Here is a 16,805-nt window from a genome sequence, read left to right on the forward strand (position 1 = left end):
ATATCGCTCACGATGACCGGAAAAACAGATCAGCAGCACACCGCCCAGCGGCTTCGCCTCAACCTGCGCCAGCTCGAGGTGTTCGTGGCCACGGCCCGGGGCGGCAGCACGCGCGCCGCGGCCGACCGCGTCGCGCGCTCGCAGTCGGCCGCGAGCAGCGCACTGGCCGACCTGGAGTCTTCCGTCGGCGCCCTGCTGTTCGACCGGCTCGGCCGCCGCCTGGTGCTCAACGAGAACGGCCGCGCGCTGCTGCCCAGGGCCCAGGCCCTGCTCGACCAGGCCGGCGAAGTGGAGGCGCTGTTCAGCGGCGAGCATGCGGCGCCGCTGCGCGTGGCAGCCAGCTTCACCATCGGCGAATACCTGCTGCCCGAGCGCGTATCGCAATGGACGGCGCTGCATCCCCAGAGCCAGGTGCACCTGCACATTGCCAACACGCGCGACGTGATCGAGGCGGTGGCGGGCTTCGACGTGGATGTCGGCTTCATCGAGGGGCCGCAGACCCACCCCGACCTGGTGGTGCGCGCATGGCGCGAGGACGAGCTGGTGATCGTGGCCGCGCCGGGGCATCCGCTCGCCAGGCGCATCGCCACGCACTACCAGCTCTCGCAGGCCACCTGGGTGCTGCGCGAACACGGTTCGGGCACGCGCCAGGTCACCGATGCGTGGCTGATCCAGAACCTGGAGCAGGTGCGCGTGGGCTTCGAGCTCGGCAGCACCGAGGCCATCAAGCGCGTGGTGGCCTCGGGCACCGGGCTGGCCTGCCTCTCGCGCTACACGGTGGCGCAGGCACTGGAAGACGGCCACCTGATCGAACTGCGCACGCGGCTGCCGGCGGGCATGCGGCGGCTGGCCACGGTGATGCACCGCGACAAGCTGCTCGGCCGCGCCACCGCCGATTTCCTGCGGCACTGCGGGGCGACGGTGCCGCGCATGCCGGCCGCGCGCTAAGCCGCGCAGCGCCGCTCAGGCCGGCCGCGACAGCAGGTGCACGTACTCGTACTGCGCCGTGTTGATGGTCGAGACGCGGTACTCCACCGGCTTGTCGCCGAAGCTGAGCGCGGTGCGCCGCACCTCCATCACCGGCGCGCCCGGCGCCACGCCAAGGATGCGCACCACGCTGCGGTCGGCCGCGATCGCGCGTGCACGCTCGCGCGCCAGCGTCACCGTGATGCCGAACTCGGTCTGGTAGAGGTGGTAGATGGTGCTCGGCCGTTCGCGAAAGCGCTTCTCGGTCAGGCCCTTGAACAGCAGCGCCGGCAGCGTGAGCCGGTCGTGGATCACCGCCCGGCCCTGCAGCAGCAGCCGGTTGTCGATCTGGATGGCGGGCTCGCCGGTTCGCAGGCCCAGCGCCTGCGCGGGCTCCTCGTCCATGCGCACGCGCTCGAAGGCGACGAACTCCACCTGCGGCGCCTGCCGGAGACCGTCGCTGCGCTCCACATGGAAGAACTGGAACATGAAGCGATCGTCGTTGTGCACCGCAACGAAGGTGCCGCGCCCCTGCCGCCGCACGAGGATGTGCTCGGCCACCAGGTCGTCTGTTGCGTGGCGCAGCGTGCCGATCGACACGCCGAGCGCCGCAGCCAGCTCGCTCTCGCTCGGCAGCACGCTGCCGGCCGCGCAGCGTCCCGATTCGATGGCGCGCAGCAGCGAGCGCTTGACGAGGCGGTAGAGCGGCGCGCCCGCAGACTCGGCGGAAATCGGTTCGAACGCGGAGATGTCTGTCGAGCGGGGCATGGCGCATTGTGGCGGCCGCATCGCGATTCATCCAAGTCATCCATATGACCTGTTTGACACGCGGAGACGCGCACTCGGACACTGGCCCGGCTGCAAATTCTCAGCGAGTCAAACAGGAGACAACGATGATTCATTTCGTTCTGCACGACGCGAAGGACACGGTCGCGGTCGTGGTGGTGGAAGGCGTCAAGGCCGGCATGTCGCTCAGCGGCTGGATCATGGACGAGGACCGCATGACCAGCGTCGATGCGCGCCAGGACATCCCGATCGGCCACAAGGTCGCCCTCAAGGACATGGCGCCCGGCGACACGGTGTGGAAGTACGGCATCGACATGGGCAAGGTGGTGGCGCCGATCAAGGCCGGCGAGCACGCGCACGTCCAGAACATCAAGACCAAGCGCTGGTAAGACATCGCCTCCGCTTCGCCCACTTCCATTCCCCACGAATCAGAAAGCACAGCATGTCCATCATTTCCAAAGACACCACCTTCCTCGGCTACCGCCGCGAAAACGGCCGCGTCGGCGTGCGCAACCACGTCATCATCCTGCCGCTGGACGATCTCTCCAACGCGGCCGCCGAAGCGGTGGCCCACAACATCAAGGGCGCGCTCGCCATTCCGCATCCCTACGGCCGCCTGCAGTTCGGCGCCGACCTGGAACTGCACTTCCGCACGCTGATCGGCGCGGGCTGCAACCCGAACGTGGCGGCGGTCGTCGTCATCGGCATCGAGGACAGCTGGACGCAGAAGGTGGTCGACGGCATCGCCGCCACGGGCAAGCCGGTGGCCGGCTTCGGCATCGAGGGCCATGGCGACCACGACACCATCCTGCGCGCGAGCAAGGTGGCGCGCGAGTTCGTGCAGAACGCGAGCGAGAAGCGGCGCGAGCCCTGCGGCATCCACGAACTCTGGGTCTCGACCAAGTGCGGCGAGAGCGACACCACCTCGGGCTGCGGCTCCAACCCCACCGTGGGCAACGCCTTCGACAAGCTCTACGAGACCGGCAACACGCTGGTGTTCGGCGAAACCTCCGAGATCACCGGCGGCGAGCGCATCGTCGCGGAGCGCTGCCGCACGCCCGACGTGAAGGAGCGCTTCATGTTCATGTTCAACCGCTACCAGGACATGATCAACCGCCACAAGACCAGCGACCTGTCGGACTCGCAGCCCACCAAGGGCAACATCGCGGGCGGCCTGACGACCATCGAGGAAAAAGCGCTCGGCAACATCCAGAAGATCGGCAAGAAGTGCATGGTGGACGGCGTGCTCGACAAGGCCGAGATGCCCACCGGCCCGGGCCTGTGGTTCATGGACTCGTCCAGCGCGGCGGCCGAGATGGTGACGCTGTGCGCCGCCTCGGGCTACGCGGTGCACTTCTTCCCCACGGGCCAGGGCAACGTGATCGGCAACCCGATCCTGCCGGTCATCAAGATCTGCGCCAATCCGCGCACCGTGCGGCTCATGAGTGAACACGTCGACGTCGACACCTCGGGCCTGCTACAGCGCGAGATGACGCTCGACCAGGCCGGCGACCAGCTGCTCGAATGCATGCTGCGCACCGCCAACGGCCGGCTCACCGCGGCCGAAGCGCTGGGCCACCGCGAGTTCGTGCTGACGCGGCTGTACGAGTCGGCCTGACGGCGCCCGCGCAACGGAAAGCATCATGAAGCGAATAGTGATTGCGGAGTTCATGGACGCCGCCGCGGTTGCGCAACTGCGCGAGCGGCACGACGTGCTCCACGACGTGGCGCTGGTGGACGACGGCGCCCGGCTCTACCAGGAAGCGAAGTGGGCCCATGCGCTCATCGTGCGCAACCGCACGCAGGTGCGCGGCGAACTGCTGGATGCGCTCACGCAGTGCACGGTGGTGGGCCGCCTGGGCGTGGGCCTCGACAACATCGACGTGGCGGGCTGCGAAGCGCGCGGCATCCGGGTGATTCCGGCCACGGGCGCCAACGCGCTGAGCGTGGCCGAGTATGTGATTGCGAGCGCGATGATGCTGCTGCGCGGCGCCTACGGCTCCACCGCCGCGGTGGCCGCGGGGCGCTGGCCACGCAACGCGCTGTCGAACGGGCGCGAGCTGGCGGGCAAGACGCTCGGGCTGGTCGGCTTCGGCGCCATCGGCCAGCTGACGGCGCGGCTCGCGCGGGCGCTCGGCATGCGCACGGTGGCCTTCGACGCCATGATGGACGGCAGCCACCCGGCCTTCGCCGCAACGGGCACGCAGCCGCTGGGCCTCGACGCATTGGTGGCGCAAGCCGACGTGGTGAGCCTGCACCTGCCACTGGTGGACGGCACGCGCAACCTCTTCCACGCGCCGCGCATCGCGGCCATGAAGGGCGGCGCGGTGCTCGTCAACACCTCGCGCGGCGGCATCGTCGACGAAGCCGCCGTGGCGCTTGCGCTGCGCGAAGGCCGGCTCGGCGGTGCGGCGCTCGATGTGTTCGACGCCGAGCCGCTCGCGGCCAGCCCGCATTTCGAGGACTGCCCCAACCTGCTGCTGACACCGCACATCGCGGGCGTGACCGCCGAGTCGAACGAGCGCGTGAGCAGCCTGATTGCACAGAAGGTGCTGGAGGCACTGGAACCATGACGATGCTGAGTCTTCAGCAGGCGCGCGACGCCGTGGCCGCGGCACTGCGCGCGGCCGGCGCGAACGAGGCGATGGCGGCGGCCGCCGCGCGTGCACTGGTGCTGGCCGAGGCGCAGGGCCTGGGCTCGCACGGGCTCTCCCGCGTGGCCCAGTACGCCACGCACCTGCGCAACGGCCGGGTGAATGGCAGCGCGGTGCCGGCGCTGCGCCGCCAGAAAGGCGCGGCGGCGCTGATCGATGCGCACGAGGGCCTGGCCTTCGCGGCCTGCGAGATGGCCGTAGCCGAGGCCATCGGTCGTGCGCGCGACTTCGGCATTGCCATTGCGGGCGTCACGGGCAGCCACCACTGCGGCGTGGTGGTCGACCACCTGCGGCCGGTGGCGGAGGCCGGCATGGTCGGGCTCGGCTTTGCCAACTCGCCGGCCGCGATGCCGGCGGCCGGCGGGCGCCATCCCATCTTCGGGACCAACCCGGTGGCGGCGATCTTTCCGCGCCGCGGTGCGCTCCCCCTCGCCATCGACCTGAGCCTGTCGGAAGCGGCGCGCGGCAAGGTCATGGTGGCCGCGAAGCAGGGCAAGGCCATACCGGCCGGCTGGGCCGTCGACCGCAACGGCCTGCCGACCACCGACGCGCAGGCGGCGCTCGAAGGCTCGATGCTGCCCATCGGTGCGGCCACCAGCCCCAAGGGCGCGATGCTGGCGCTGGTGGTCGAGCTGCTCGTCACGGCGCTGATCGGTGCGCAGTTCGGTTTCGAGGCATCGAGCTTCTTCGAGGACGCCGGCAACCGTCCGCGCATCGGCCAGGCCTTCATCGTCATCGACCCCGGCGCGCTCGCGGGCTCTGCGGGCTACCTCGACCGCGTCGAGGTACTGGTGGCCGAGATGCTGCGCGACGACGGCGTGCGCCTGCCCGGCGCGCGGCGCGAGGAACTGCGGCTGCGCGCCGAGGCAGGGGGCATCGAGGTACCCGAGGCGTTGCTCGCGCAGTGGCGAAGGTAGACGCCGGCCAGCGTCAAGACCCCACACAACAACAGGAGACAACACGATGAAACGACGCGAATGGATGCAGGGGACCGCCGCCCTGGCGGCGACGGGATCGCTGGGCTCGCTCATGCCGATGCTTGCCAGGGCGCAAGGCGGCGACTACCCCCGACCGGACGCCACGCTGCGCTACGTGGTGCCCTTTCCGCCGGGCGGCCTGACGGACGTGATGGCGCGGCAGATCGGCCAGCAGCTGGGCGAGCGCTGGAAGGTCAACGTGCTGGTGGACAACCGGCCCGGCGGCAACGGTCAGATCGGCGCCGACCTCGTAGCCAAGGCGCCGCCCGACGGCAACACGCTGCTCGCGGTCACGCTGACGCACGCGGCCAACGTCACGCTGTTCCCGAAGTCGCCGTTCAGCTTCCAGAAGGACCTGCGGCCGGTGGCGCTGCTGGCCGGCAGCCCGATGCTGGTCGTGGTGCCCGTGGCCAGCCCCATCCAGGACCTGCAGGGCCTGGTCGCGGCCGCGAAGGAGCGCAAGCTCAACGCCGGCTCCAGCGGCAACGGCACGCCGCCCCACCTGACGCTCGCGCTCTTCAACGACCTCAACAAGTCGAGCATCCAGCACGTGCCCTACAAGGGCGGTGCGCCCTGCATCACCGATCTCATCGGCAGCCAGCTCGACGTGGTGTTCTCGAACCTCCCGGAGTCGATCGCGCACGTGAAGGGCGGCAAGCTGCGCGCGCTCGCCATCGCGAGCAAGACCCGCTATCCGCTGCTGCCCGAGGTGCCGACCACCGCCGAAGCCGGCATGCCCGCGCTGCAGGTCGAGAACTGGACCGGCATGATGGTGCCGGCCGGCATGCCCGATGCCGCGGTGCAGAAGCTGGGCGCGGAGGTGGTGAAGATCCTCGCGCAGCCCGGCCTCGACGAGCGCATGCGCCAGCAGGGCTTCGTGATCGATGCGCGCGGGCCGGACCGCTTCGCTGCGTTCCTGGCCGACGAGATCGCGCGCTGGGCGCACGTCATCAAGGCGGCGTCTATCCAGCCTGGCTGAGCTGCAGCAGCCGCGCCGTGTGGCGCGCGATCACGGCCTCTTCGTCGGTGCGCAGCACCCAGGCGCTGACGGGGCTTTCGGGCGTGGTGAGCCGCGCATGCCCTGCGCGGTTCGCCTCCGCGTCGACACGCAGGCCGAGCCAGCCGCATTCCTCGAGGATGCGCTCGCGCAGCGCGGCGGCGTTCTCGCCGATGCCGCCGGTGAACACGATGGCGTCCACGCCGCGCAGCGCCGCGGCCAGGCTGCCCATGTGCTGCACCACCTGCTCGGTGAAATGCGCGATGGCTTCGGCCGCGGCGGGCGCGGCCGAAGCCTCCAGCTCGCGCATGTCGCTGGAAATTCCCGACAGCCCCAGCAGGCCCGACTCGCGGAACAGCAGCTTCTCGACATCGTCCGCCGACATGCCCTGCGAGCGCATCAGGTACAGCACCACGGCCGCATCGAGGTGCCCGCAGCGCGTGCCCATGGTGAGGCCGTCGAGCGGCGAGAAGCTCATCGTCGTTGCCACCGACCGGCCCTCGGCCATGGCGCACATCGACGCGCCATTGCCCAGGTGCGCGACGATCACGCGCTGGCGTGCGAGCTGCGGCGCCAGCTGCGCGAACTGCGTCACGATCGACTCGTAGGACAGGCCGTGGAAGCCGTAGCGCCGCACGCCCGCCTCGTGCAGCGCGCGCGGCAGCGCGAAGCGGCGGTTCACATCGGGCTGGTTCGCATGGAAGGCGGTGTCGAAGCACGCCACCTGCGGCACGCCATCGAAAGCCTTCATGGCGGCACGCACGCCGGCAAGATTGTGCGGCTGGTGCAGCGGCGCGAGCGGTTCGAGTGCGGCCAGTTCGGCAAGCACCGCCTCGTCGATGCGCACCGGCTCTATGAAGTTGGCGCCGCCATGCACGATGCGATGGCCGACCGCTGCGATGCGGCCGCCCTCGCCCTGCTGCGCATGCCATGCGAGCAGCGCGGCCAAGGCGCCCTGGTGCGAGCGGCTGCCGCCTTCCAGCGCCGCATCGTGCAGCGTGCGGCCCTCTGCATCGCGCACGCGCAGCCGAGCCTTCAGCCCCGCGCCCAGGCCGTCTGCCTGGCCCGACCAGCGGGCGGCCGGCAGCGCACCGCCCTCGCCCGGCGCCTCGAACAGCGCCACCTTGATCGACGACGACCCGGCGTTCAGCGTGAACAGCGATTCGCTCAAACGTAGTCCTTGTACTTGTCGAGGAAGCGCACCGGCTTGGACAGCGCATCGCGGCGGAACGGATCGCCGAGCTCGCGGGTGCACATGATCTCGATCACGCAGGTCTTGCCCTGGTTCATCTGCATGTCGATGGCCTTCTTGAGGGCCGGGCCCACGTCTTCGAGCCTGTCGACCACAATGCCCTCGGCGCCCATGGCCTTGGCGATGCCCGCGAAGCTCTCGCTCTCGAGCTCGCCCGCGACGAAGCGGCGGTTGTAGAAGTCGACCTGGTTCTTCTTCTCGGCGCCCCACTGGCGGTTGTGAAAGACCACGGCCGTCACCGGAATGTCGTGCCGCACGGCGGTCATGATCTCGACCATGCTCATGCCCCAGGCGCCGTCGCCGGCGTAGGCCACGGCCGGGCGGTCGGGCGCCGCGCACTTGGCGCCGATCATGGTCGGCAGCGAGTAGCCGCAGTTGCCGAAGCTCATCGGCGCGAAGAAGCTCCTCGGCTCCTCGAAGCGCAGGTAGCTGTTGGCAATGGCGTTGATGTTGCCGATGTCGGTGGAGACCATCACGCGCGGCGGCATGGCCTTCTCGAGTTCGCGCAGCACCTGGCGCGGGTGCAGGTAAGTGCCGCCGGTGGGCGTCTTCTCGCCCTTGGCTTCCTCGATGGCGTCGAGGCTGAAGGGGTCGCGCTCGTGGGTCCACTCGTCGAGCTCTTTTTCCCACGCGGCCTTTTCGGCCTTGATCTTTTCAGCGCGCTGGGCCTTGGTGGCATCGCAGGCGAGCGTCTTGTCCTGCAGGCGCCTGAGCAGTTCCTTGGCCGTGGCCTTGGCGTCGCCGTGAATGCCGACGGTGATCTTCTTCACGAGGCCGAGGTTGGTGTGGTCGGCCTCCACCTGGATGATCTTCGCGTCCTTCGGCCAGTAGTCCATGCCGTGCTGCGGCAAGGTGCCGAAGGGGCCCATGCGCGAGCCGAGCGCAAGCACCACGTCGGCCTGCGCGATCAGCTTCATCGCGGCCTTGGACCCCTGGTAGCCCAGCGGGCCGGCCCACAGCGGATGGCTCGCGGGGAACGAGTCGTTGCGCAGATAGCCGTTGGCCACGGGTGCGCCCAGGCGCTCGGCCAGGGCCTTGCACTCTTCGACCGCATCGCCCATCACCACGCCGCCGCCCGAGAGAATGACCGGAAACTTGGCCGAGGCCAGCAGCTCGACGGCCGCGTTCAGGCTCATCTCGCCGCCTGCGCCGCGCTCCACGCGCATGGGCTTCGGGATCTCGGTGGTGATCTCGCCATAGAAATAGTCGCGCGGAATGTTGAGCTGCGTCGGGCCCATCTCGGAGATGGCGCGGTCGAAGCAGCGCGCCGTGTACTCGGCCATGCGCTTGGGGTTGTTCACATGGCCCTGGTACCTGGTGAACTCCTGGAACATCGGCAGCTGGTTGGCTTCCTGGAAGCCGCCCAGGCCCATGCCCATGGTGCCGGTCTCGGGCGTGATCATCACCACCGGGCTGTGCGCCCAGTAGGCGGCCGCGATGGCCGTCACGCAGTTGCTGATGCCGGGGCCGTTCTGGCCGATCACCACGCCGTGGCGGCCCGACACGCGCGCATAGCCGTCGGCCATGTGGGCGCCGCCCTGCTCGTGCACCACCGGGACCAGGCGGATGCCGGCGGGCGCGAAGATGTCCATCGCGTCCATGAAGGCCGAGCCCATGATGCCGAAGATGTCGGTCACGCCGTTGGCGACCATGGTCTCGACGAAGGCCTCGGAGGGCGTCATCTTCTGCACGCCGGCGACGGCTTCGCGGGTGGGTGCGGCGGGTTGCTTCTGGCTCATGGAAGGCGTCTCCTGAAGGGGATGGGGCGGTCTGCGGGTTTCAAAAGCCGGAACGGGTTGTTCCGAATTTCTTTCCGGCGGAATATAGGTCGGCAAGGCCTTGGCGTCAAACAATTTACAAAAATCGGTACGTCTTGTCTTGTTTTTTGTAAAAAGACTATGATCCAGCCCATGAAGATCGTCAAAGGGCTTGCGCCCGAAATCCCTGAGCCGGCGCCGGGTGACACGCCCACCATGCGCCTGTTCGGGCTGCTCGAAGTCATGGCCGCCAAGGACCAGCGCTACTCGCTGCAGGGCCTGGTGGAAGAGACCGGCATGCCCAAGCCCACCCTGCACCGCATGCTCCAGCAGCTCGAAGCCGCGGGCCTGCTGCAGCGCGAGGGCGACGGCCGCCACTACGGCATCGGCACGCGGCTGCGGCGGCTGGCCGAGAACCTGCTGCTCAACGACAGCCTCCACGGTGCGCGCCATACGGTGCTGCGTCAACTGGTGGAGGAAATCGGCGAGAGCTGCAACCTCACCGCGCTCTCGGGCAGCGAGGTGGTGTACCTCGACCGCGTGGAAACCGCCGCGCCGCTGCGCTTCTACCTGCACTCGGGCTCGCGCGTGCCGGTGCACTGTTCGGCCAGCGGCAAGATCTTTCTCGCGCAGATGAGCGCGGCGCAGCGCCGCCGCCTGCTCTCCAACGCGCCGCTGGAGCCCTACACGCCCCGCACGCTGACCAACCCCGACGCGCTCGAAAAGGAAGTGCAGCGCGTGCGCAAGGACGGCTTTGCCATCGACAACGAGGAGTTCCTGCCCGGCCTGCTGTGCATTGCCGCGCTGGTGCCTTCGGGCGACGACGGCCCCTCGAACCTGTGCATCGCGGTGCAGGCGCCGGTCATGCGGCTCGATGCCGCGAAGGCGAAGGCACTGCTGCCGGCGTTGCAGCGCGCCGCCCAGGCGCTGAGCCGCATCGATGCCGACGCGGGCACCACCAGCCGCGCGCAGGCCTGACCACTCCATCTCCTTCGAAAGCCCACCGTGACCGACATCGCAGACCTTCGGCCCGACCGCATGCTGAGCGTGCGCGAGGTGTTCGGCATCGACACCGAGCTGCAGGTGCCCGCCTTCAGCGAGCGCGACGACCACGTGCCCGAGGTGGATGCGGTCTACCGCTTCAACCCCGACGTGACGCTCGCCATCCTCGCGGGCTTCATGCGCGACCGGCGTGTGATGGTGCAGGGGCTGCACGGCACCGGCAAGTCGAGCCACATCGAGCAGGTGGCGGCGCGGCTGAACTGGCCCTGCGTGCGCCTGAACCTCGACGGCCACATCAGCCGGCTCGACCTTGTCGGCAAGGACGCGGTGGTGCTGCGCGAAGGAAAACAGGTCACCGAGTTCCAGGAAGGCATCGTGCCGTGGTCGCTGCAGCGGCCGGTGGCGCTGGTGTTCGACGAGTACGACGCAGGCCGGCCCGACGTGATGTTCGTCATCCAGCGCATCCTGGAGCGCGACGGCAAGTTCACGCTGATGGACCAGAACAAGGTGCTGCGCCCGCACCCCTTCTTTCGCCTCTTCGCCACCGCCAACACGGTGGGCCTGGGCAACCTCAACGGCCTGTACCACGGCGCGCAGCGGCTCAACCATGCGCAGATCGACCGCTGGAACATCGTCGCCTCGCTCAACTACCTGCCGGCCGATGAAGAGATCGCGATCGTGCAGGCGCGCGTGCCGTCGCTGGCGGGCGATGCGGGCCTCACGCTGGTCGCATCGATGGTGGCCGTGGCCGATCTCACGCGCAAGGGCTTCGCGGCCGGCGACCTCTCGACGCTGATGTCGCCGCGCACCGTGATCACCTGGGCCGAGAACGTCGAGATCTTCAGGGACCCGGCGCTCGCGTTCCGCCTGTCCTTCGTCAACAAATGCGACGACGCCGAGCGGCCGCTCGTGGCCGAGTATTTTCAGCGCTGCTTCGACCAGGAGCTGGAGGAGTCGCACCAGCTGTCGCCGGGACCGCGCGAATGACCGAGGCACCTGCCCCCGCTACCGCATCGGCCAGCGCCATGCAGCGCCGCGTGCGGCAGGAGGAGCAGGTCGCCGAACTCTGCGCGGGCGTGGTGCGCGCCTTCAGCGGCGAGCGCGAGCTGCACTTTCGCGGACGGCGACTGCATCGCGGCCGCGTGGCGCTGCCGTGGTTCGCGCCGCACCTGCATCCCTCGCCCGAGACCGACGACTTCGCCTCCTTCCGCGGCGTGGCCGACGGATTGGCGCTGCGGCTCACGGTGTCCGATGCCGCGCTGCACGAAAGCCTGCGGCCCGAAGAGCCGGTCGAGCGCATGCTGTTCGAGATGCTCGAGCAGTTCCGCGCCGAAGCGCTCGTACCCGAGGTCATGGCGGGCATGCGGCGCAACCTGCGGCACCGCCATGAACAGTGGTCGCTGGCCTTCCACCATTCGGGGCTGACCGATACCGCGCGCGGCCTGCTGCTCTACGCCGTGGCGCAGATCTGCCGCGCCCGCGTGAGCGGCCAGCAGGTGGTGGAAGAAACCGAGGACATGCTCGAGGCCACGCGCTTCGCGCTCGCGCCGCTGATCGGCCACCAGCTGGCAGGTTTGCGCCGCGACCGTGCCGACCAGGCTGCCTATGCCGTGCACGCACTCGCCATCGCGCGCACCGTCGCCGCGATGCTGCACGAAGCCGGCGAGGACAGCAGCGACGCACGCGACCCGCATGTGGACGACAAGCGCAGCGTGTTCATGCTCGTCGCCGACATGGACCGCGAGATCATCGAGCGCTTCACCACCGCCGAATCGGGCCGCAGCGCCGTGCTCGACAACGCGGGCGGCGCCTACCGCGTCTTCACCGCCGCCTACGACCGCGAGCACGACGCCGCCGCGCTGGCGCGCAAGGAAGTGCTCGCCGGCCACCGCGAGAAGCTCGACCGCCGGATCGCCGCGCAGGGCGTGAACATCGCCCGCCTTGCGCGCGAGCTGCGCGCGCTGCTGGCCGACCCGACACGCGACGGTTGGGACGGCGGCCAGGAAGAAGGCCTGGTCGACGGCCGCCGGCTCGCGCAGCTCGTGGCCTCGCCGACCGAGCGCCGCCTGTTCCGCACCGAGCGCATCGAGCCGGTCGCCGACTGCATCGTGACCTTCCTGATCGACTGCTCGGGTTCGATGAAGGAGCATGCCGAATCGGTCGCGATGATGGCCGACGTGTTCGCGCGCGCGCTCGAGCAGGCCGGCGCGGCCAGCGAGGTGCTGGGCTTTACCACCGGCGCCTGGAACGGCGGCCGTGCGCAGCGCGAGTGGGTGCGCGCCGGCAGGCCGCCTCACCCCGGCCGCCTCAACGAGCGCTGCCACATCGTCTTCAAGGCGGCCGCCACGCCCTGGCGCCGCGCGCGCCCCGCGATGGCCGCACTGCTGAAGGCCGACCTGTTCCGCGAAGGCATCGACGGCGAGGCGGTCGACTGGGGCTGCGCGCGCCTGCGCCAGCGACCCGAGGCGCGCAAGCTGCTGCTGGTGATTTCCGACGGCTCGCCGATGGACAGCGCCACGCACCTGGCCAACGACGCGCACTACCTCGACCACCACCTGCGCGACGTGGTGGCGCGGCAGGAACAGCGCGGCGACGTCGAGATCGCGGGGATCGGTGTCGGGCTCGACTTGAGCCCGTACTACAGCCACAGCCATGTGCTCGACCTTGCGACGTCTACCGGCAACACGATCTTTCGCGAGGTGACCGGTCTCATGGCGGGGCGGTATCGGCGCTGAAGCCTGCCTGGGGTCTATCGGGGGCGCTGCTGTTCAGGGCGCGCTCCCGCCGACGGGGTACACGGCGAAGCGAATGTCCCCCGCCCTTCGGGCTCCTCCTTTATTTCGCTGCGCAAGGCACCCCATCGACGTGAGTGTTATGCGCAGCGGTCGTTGATCAGCGGTTCACCAGCAGCGTGCCCTGTGCACAGGGCATCGGGTGCTCCCCGCAGCGAAATCAAGGAGGAGGCCGCAGGCCGGGGGACATTCGCGGAGGGGAGTACCCGGTGGCCTGTGCACACGCCCTGAAAGAAGCAAAACCTGAAACGTTTAGAACTACATCCAAGTCCCCGATTGACAAAGCGGACGATCAGTTCAAACATTGCGTCTCATATCCAGGAACAACGTTCCAATATTTGGAACATCCGGAGCCCCATGGATTCCACCCTCGCCAAAGGCCTTGCCGCCATCGAATGGATGACGCGGCAACAGCGCGACTGCCGCGTCACCGACCTGGCCCAGGCCTTCGGCATGGCGCGCAGCAATGCGCACCGCACGCTGCAAACGCTGGTCGATTGCGGCTGGGCCGTGCAGGACCCGGGCACCAGCGCCTACCGCCCGAGCCTGCGCCTGTTCGAGCTGGGCGCGCTGGTGTCCGAGGCCACCGACATGGGTTCGCTGCTGCGGCCGCACCTCGCGGCGCTGGCACAGCAGACCGGCGAGACCATCCACCTTGCAGTGCTCGACGGCGCCGAGATCGTCTACCTCGACAAGTTCGACAGCCCCCTGCCCGTGGCCGCCTACTCGCGCATCGGCGGCCGGGCGGCGGCGTATTGCGTGGCCTCGGGCAAGGCCCTGCTTGCCGCGGCCGCGCCGGACCTTTCCGCGCTGCACGAGCGCCTCGGCACGCTCGCGGCGCACACGAAGCACAGCATCACCAGCTTCGATGCACTTCTTTCGGAACTCGAACGCACGCGCGTTCGCGGCTATGCGGAAAACCGCGAGGAATGGCGCCTGGGCGTCTGCGGTCTCGGCGTGCCGGTGTTCAACGCGCGCGGCGAGGCGGTCGCGGCCGTCGGCATGAGCGTGCCCTCGATCCGCTTCGCGCGGACGCAGGCGCGCGGACTGGCCGACCGCCTCATGGCCTGCGCGCGCGACGCGAGCGTCACGCTCGGCTACCGGGCAAGCCCGGTGCCGGCCTCGGCGCCGCTGCCGGCATCCACCACAAGGAGAAGGAGACTCGAATGAAGCTGTTGTTCCCCGCCCCCTGGCTGCGCGCCGCGCTGCTGGCGGCCGCCACGCTGGCTGTGCCTTTTGCCGCGCAGGCGCAAAACGGCACCGACTATCCGAACAAGCCGATCCGGCTCGTCGTGCCCTACCCGCCCGGCGGCGGCACCGACGTGATCGCGCGCATCGTGCAGGAGCGCTTCTCGTCGCTGCTCGGCCAGCAGGTGCTGATCGACAACCGCGGCGGCGCGGCCGGCTCCATCGGCACCGAGATCGTGGCCAAGGCCGCGCCCGACGGCTACACGGTGCTGTTCACGCTGTCTTCGCACACCATCAACCCGGCGATCTACACCAAGCTCTCCTTCGACACCGCGAAAGACTTCGCGCCCGTGGGCCTGGTCGCCTCGCTGCCGCAGATCCTGGTGGCCAACACGCAGTTCGCACCCAATACCGTGGCCGAACTGGTGGCGCTCGCCAAGGCCAAGCCGGGATCGCTGTCCTTCGCCTCGGTGGGCAACGGCTCGCCCGGACACCTGGCGGGCGAGTTGCTGAAGCTGCGCACCGGCACCCAGATGACGCACATCCCCTACCGCGGCGGCGGCCCGGCCGTGACCGACGTGATGGGCGGGCAGGTGCCGCTGCTGTGGGTGTCGATTCCCGCGGCCGCGCAGTTCGTGAAGGCCGGCAAGCTCAAGGCGCTGGCGGTGTCGACCACCAGGCGCAGCGCGGCCTTTCCCGACGTGCCCACGATGCAGGAAGCGGGCATTGCCGATTTCGACGTCGATTCCTGGTACGCGGTGTTCGTGCCTGCGAAGACGCCGCAGCCCACCATCGACAAGCTCAACCGCGTCATCAACACGGTGGTCAAGGAACCGGAGATCCGCGACAAGCTGCTGGCGCAAGGCAGCGAAGGCGTCGGCGGCACGCCGGAGCAATTGGGCAAGGTGGTGGCGACGGAGCTCGTGCGCTGGCAGAAGCTCGCCAAGGAAGCCAGCATCAAGGTGGATTGACCCGCAACAGGCAGACCCATGGAAAACTCATCCGCACCCTCTTCCCCCATCGCCGAGCTCGTGGCGCGCGCCCGCGCTGCGCAACGCATCTACGAAACCTGGTCGCAAGAACAGGTCGACACCGCGGTGGTGGCCGCGGGCTGGGCCATCATCGAGCCCGCGCGCAACCGCGAGCTGGCCGAGCTGGCCGTGGCCGATACCGGCGTGGGCAATGTCGAGGACAAGGTGCGCAAGAACCACCGCAAGACCTTCGGCCTGCTGCGCGACCTGCGCGGCGCGCGCTCGGTGGGCGTGATCTCCGAAGATCCGGCGCGCGGCATCGTCGAGATCGCGCGGCCCGTGGGCGTGGTGTGCGCGGTCACACCGTCCACCAATCCCGGGGCAACGCCGGCCAACAAGATCATCAATGCGCTCAAGGGGCGCAACGCGGTGATCGTCGCGCCATCGCCCAAGGGCTGGTCGACGGCGGCGCGGCTGATCGAGTTCATCCATGCGCAGTTCGACCGCATCGGCGCGCCGCGCGACCTGGTGCAGCTGCTGCCCTCGCCGGTCAACAAGCAGTCGACCGCCGAGCTGATGCGCCTGTGCGACCTGGTGGTGGCCACCGGCTCGCAGGCCAACGTGCGTGCGGCCTACGCCAGCGGCACGCCGGCCTTCGGCGTGGGCGCGGGCAACGTGGCGGGCCTCGTCGACGAAACGGCCGACGTGAACGCGGCAGCCGATCGCATCCTGCTTTCCAAGACCTTCGACAACGCGACCAGCTGCTCGTCTGAGAACAGTCTGGTGATCGTGGACGCGGTGCGCGCGCAGATGCTCTCGGCGCTGAAGGACCGCGGCGCGTTCATGCTCGCGGCCGCGCAGAAGGCCACGCTGCAGGCGCTGATGTGGCCCGAAGGCAAGCTCTCGCCCGCGGTCATCGGCCAGTCGGCGCGCGTGATCGCCGAGCGCGCGGCCGCCCTCGACGGCGCCAACCGCGAAGGCTGGCTGGCCATTGCGGAAAGAGACCCGCGCATCCTCATGGTGGCCGAGGACGGCGTGGGCCACGCGCATCCGTTCTCGGGCGAGAAGCTGAGCCCGGTGCTGGCGATCTATTCCGCGCGCGATTTCGACGAAGCTGCCGCCACGGTCGCACGCATCTACGCCTACGAGGGCGCGGGCCATTCGGTCGGCCTGCACAGCACGGTGCCCGAGCGCGCGTTGACGCTGGGCCTCACGCTGCCGGTGTCGCGCGTGATCGTGGACCAGGCGCACTGCATCGCCACCGGCGGCAGCTTCGACAACGGCCTGCCGTTCTCGCTTTCGATGGGCTGCGGCACCTGGGGCAAGAACAACTTCTCGGACAACATGAATTACCGGCACTACCTGAACATCACGCGCGTTTCGCGGCCGATTCCGGAGCGGGTGCCCAGCGAGGACGAGATCTTCGGCGCGTTCTTCGCCGAATACGGTGCGGCATGAGCCGC

General features: G+C 69.3%; 15 protein-coding genes. 12 read left to right on the plus strand and 3 right to left on the minus strand.

Features of this window, described 5'->3' with window-relative positions:
* Nucleotides 1-12: 12 nt before the first annotated feature.
* The gene (locus FB547_RS31215) at nt 13-948 is read left to right on the plus strand and encodes a LysR family transcriptional regulator (protein WP_145747491.1); all 936 of its coding nucleotides are present in this window, start codon (nt 13-15) and stop codon (nt 946-948) included.
* Nucleotides 949-963: 15 nt separating this feature from the next.
* On the opposite strand, the gene FB547_RS31220 is transcribed toward FB547_RS31215, so the two are convergent.
* On the minus strand, nt 964-1,734 hold the full coding sequence (locus tag FB547_RS31220) for a GntR family transcriptional regulator (RefSeq protein ID WP_145747492.1): 771 nt from the start codon (nt 1,732-1,734) through the stop codon (nt 964-966).
* Nucleotides 1,735-1,859: 125 nt separating this feature from the next.
* Here FB547_RS31220 and FB547_RS31225 point away from each other — a divergent pair, with 125 nt between their 5' ends.
* Genes FB547_RS31225 through FB547_RS31245 form a run of 5 tightly spaced genes read left to right on the plus strand, consistent with a single transcriptional unit; the run spans nt 1,860 to nt 6,362 of the window.
* A complete protein-coding gene (locus FB547_RS31225; protein WP_015866594.1) occupies nt 1,860-2,141 on the plus strand; it encodes a UxaA family hydrolase in 282 nt (93 codons plus the stop codon).
* Nucleotides 2,142-2,194: 53 nt separating this feature from the next.
* Entirely contained in the window at nt 2,195-3,370 is a 1,176-nt protein-coding gene (locus FB547_RS31230; protein WP_145747493.1) for a UxaA family hydrolase, read from the plus strand.
* A gap of 25 nt (nt 3,371-3,395) precedes the next feature.
* Nucleotides 3,396-4,325 carry a hydroxyacid dehydrogenase gene (locus FB547_RS31235; protein ID WP_145747494.1) on the plus strand — a complete coding sequence of 310 codons (930 nt, stop codon included), beginning with the start codon at nt 3,396-3,398 and terminating at the stop codon, nt 4,323-4,325.
* Nucleotides 4,322-5,323 (plus strand): Ldh family oxidoreductase, encoded by a 1,002-nt coding sequence (locus FB547_RS31240; RefSeq protein ID WP_145747495.1) that lies wholly within the window; start codon nt 4,322-4,324, stop codon nt 5,321-5,323. Before FB547_RS31235 ends, FB547_RS31240 begins: the two co-directional genes overlap by 4 nt.
* A 46-nt stretch (nt 5,324-5,369) precedes the next feature.
* Entirely contained in the window at nt 5,370-6,362 is a 993-nt protein-coding gene (locus tag FB547_RS31245) for a Bug family tripartite tricarboxylate transporter substrate binding protein (protein ID WP_145747496.1), read from the plus strand.
* Here the strand turns inward: FB547_RS31245 and FB547_RS31250 are convergent.
* Together FB547_RS31250 and xsc are read right to left on the minus strand one after the other, a co-directional pair.
* A complete protein-coding gene (locus tag FB547_RS31250; protein ID WP_186454311.1) occupies nt 6,346-7,551 on the minus strand; it encodes an acetate/propionate family kinase in 1,206 nt (401 codons plus the stop codon). The two genes, FB547_RS31245 and FB547_RS31250, sit on opposite strands and share 17 nt — an antisense overlap.
* Nucleotides 7,548-9,371: a sulfoacetaldehyde acetyltransferase gene (gene xsc, locus FB547_RS31255; RefSeq protein ID WP_145747497.1), complete on the minus strand. Its 1,824-nt coding sequence runs from the start codon at nt 9,369-9,371 to the stop codon at nt 7,548-7,550. Before xsc ends, FB547_RS31250 begins: the two co-directional genes overlap by 4 nt.
* A gap of 159 nt (nt 9,372-9,530) precedes the next feature.
* Between xsc and FB547_RS31260 the strand changes: the two genes are divergently transcribed.
* From FB547_RS31260 to sauS, 6 genes are all read left to right on the plus strand, one after another.
* Nucleotides 9,531-10,367 carry an IclR family transcriptional regulator gene (locus FB547_RS31260; protein WP_145747498.1) on the plus strand — a complete coding sequence of 279 codons (837 nt, stop codon included), beginning with the start codon at nt 9,531-9,533 and terminating at the stop codon, nt 10,365-10,367.
* 27 nt (nt 10,368-10,394) lie between these two features.
* On the plus strand, nt 10,395-11,378 hold the full coding sequence (locus tag FB547_RS31265) for an AAA family ATPase (protein WP_145747499.1): 984 nt from the start codon (nt 10,395-10,397) through the stop codon (nt 11,376-11,378).
* A complete protein-coding gene (locus FB547_RS31270; protein WP_145747500.1) occupies nt 11,375-13,126 on the plus strand; it encodes a cobaltochelatase CobT-related protein in 1,752 nt (583 codons plus the stop codon). The genes FB547_RS31265 and FB547_RS31270 overlap by 4 nt, the downstream gene beginning before the upstream one ends.
* A gap of 414 nt (nt 13,127-13,540) precedes the next feature.
* Nucleotides 13,541-14,353, plus strand: a complete 813-nt coding sequence (locus FB547_RS31275) for an IclR family transcriptional regulator (protein ID WP_145747501.1) — start codon at nt 13,541-13,543, stop codon at nt 14,351-14,353.
* Nucleotides 14,350-15,342 (plus strand): tripartite tricarboxylate transporter substrate binding protein, encoded by a 993-nt coding sequence (locus FB547_RS31280; RefSeq protein ID WP_145747502.1) that lies wholly within the window; start codon nt 14,350-14,352, stop codon nt 15,340-15,342. The genes FB547_RS31275 and FB547_RS31280 overlap by 4 nt, the downstream gene beginning before the upstream one ends.
* Before the next feature lie 18 nt (nt 15,343-15,360).
* Complete coding sequence (gene sauS / locus FB547_RS31285) at nt 15,361-16,800, plus strand: acylating sulfoacetaldehyde dehydrogenase (protein WP_145747503.1); 1,440 nt, start codon at nt 15,361-15,363, stop codon at nt 16,798-16,800.
* The last annotated feature ends 5 nt before the right edge of the window (nt 16,801-16,805 follow it).

Origin of the sequence: Variovorax beijingensis (assembly GCF_007828835.1) — a bacterium.
GTDB lineage: Bacteria > Pseudomonadota > Gammaproteobacteria > Burkholderiales > Burkholderiaceae_C > Variovorax > Variovorax beijingensis_A.